General features: G+C 40.8%; 1 protein-coding gene. It reads right to left on the bottom strand.

Annotated features, from left to right (window positions below):
- Nucleotides 1-95 precede the first annotated feature (95 nt).
- The gene (locus ACTQ3R_RS16410; protein WP_441780221.1) at nt 96-1,316 is read right to left on the bottom strand and encodes a hypothetical protein; all 1,221 of its coding nucleotides are present in this window, start codon (nt 1,314-1,316) and stop codon (nt 96-98) included.
- Between the last annotated feature and the right edge of the window lie 513 nt (nt 1,317-1,829).

The following is a 1,829-nucleotide window of genomic DNA, read 5'->3' as shown; positions in this document are numbered from 1 at the left end:
TCTCGGACATGGTTTGCTGTCTCCTTTCGAATGGTGTGTCGCGACTTCATTCTACCAGAGATCTGCAAACCATGTCTTTTTTGTTTTTGCGAAACTTATTCTACCTGACCGTTCTTCTTCCGACTTTCAAATCTTGGTTTCTCACGAAGACGATTCGGATTCTCTTTATCTTTTATGCGTTGTCTACGTTTAGCGACAAGTGAGCCGCAGCGGTGAGAGCAGTAAATTCTGTCAAGGTGGCCCTCATTGGGAGAGAAAAACTTTTCACAGGTAGGATTTTTGCACTTTTTGAGCATATTTTTTGAAGAAATCATGAGCAATAACTCCATACAGAATCCCTCAAATTGAAAATTGAAATTCCAGTCCACATCGAATTCCCCATTTTCAGTAGGTGTCATTTGAGGATGAACCTGCTGCATGAGTTCATTTATGGAGTCCGCTAAAACAAAGGGGGCAACATCATACATGCTTTGTTGCAATTCTTTTGAAATATCTAGATCAGAAGGAATTTTTAGATTAAAAAACTCATCATATTCAATTTGATTCAAAGCGACAGTATCGAGTGTAAATACTGCAATGATCAGATTGTAGAGTTTTTGAATATAAGGATTCCGTAGTAAACGATAGAGTTCTTCATTCATGTAGACCTTATTTTGCTTATTTGAAATGTCGAGTATTTCGCGATAGAAATGAAACAGGTCAATAGCTAGTTTGCCGTTCAGGGTGTGCCTTTTGTGACACACAGATAGAAAGTAATACTGAAAAGAGGTTGTGAGCGTATGACGTTCCGGATCATCATCATTAAACTCATACAGATCAACTCGGTCATACAGCAGAAGAGGAAGCAAATATTGAAGCATATTTAGAGGATTTTTATCTTTGTTCTCAAGTTCATATTTGATCTGCATCATACGTTTTGCCGTAGATACATGGCGGCAAAATTCCTTTATCGACATGGTGTCATTTCGATAATATGGGTCCCAGCTTTGATAGACCGTTTCGGGACATTCCAACCCCATAATGTAGTAGCCGGGCTGTTGGTCATTAATTTTTGCGGAGGAATACGGCAACCCATATTTATTACAGAAGTCAAGGATTTCACTATCTTTGCTTATATCAATGTTAGCAAGATCAAGTAGGAGATATCGGTTAGTTTTGAAATCATCACAGAATAGGCGCTTTTTTATCAGGTTTTTTTCTCCGTCTCTTGCCGGATGAAATTCTTCTGATACAAGCATGGCATTACCGTGATGATCGAGGATGTGATATGTGCCAACGTAATTATCTACAAAAAAACCGTAATCTGATGTAATCATGGACAACCCTCCATTATGTCATACAAAACGGTATATAGAGCATATGACAATAAACCCGTATAATTGTATCATAACGATTGGAAACTTTCAATCAAAGATAAGTTACTTCATCGTCTGAGATGCGCATTAAGACGGTGGGATGAAAGAGGAAAACCAAGGCAACAACAGTTGCGTGGAATTCCGATGTACCCACCGTAATTTGACATGCTCATTTGCAGAAAAGGGGCCGGTGGAATTGGAATCCACCGGTCCTTTTTTCGTCCCACCGACTTTGCCGGTCATCCTGGAAGGAAGGGACGATATGCGGGAAAAAAAGATAACAAACGACAGGGGAGAGTATAAGAAATCTGATAAACCTCCGTCTGCTGAACTGTATTTCCTGATAGTTGAGCACAAGAAACGTGCGAATTCCAGTCAAACGGAGCGCCCGTTCCGGAGGAACGGTGCGCCCATTCCAACGCAAACGGCGTAGCCGTTCCATTCCAAACGGCGTGAAGCGCCGTCCATCCGTTC

The sequence above is a fragment of the Lawsonibacter sp. LCP25S3_E2 genome (assembly GCF_052117285.1).
In the GTDB taxonomy this organism is placed as follows: domain Bacteria; phylum Bacillota; class Clostridia; order Oscillospirales; family Oscillospiraceae; genus Lawsonibacter.
The sequence above is the reverse complement of the archived record's forward strand: the minus strand, read 5'-3'. Positions and strand labels throughout refer to the sequence as shown.

Excerpts from the sequence above, each read along its gene's own strand:
- ACTQ3R_RS16410 (WP_441780221.1), bottom strand. The coding sequence starts at position 1,316 with ATGATTACATCAGATTACGGTTTTTTTGTAGATAATTACGTTGGCACA.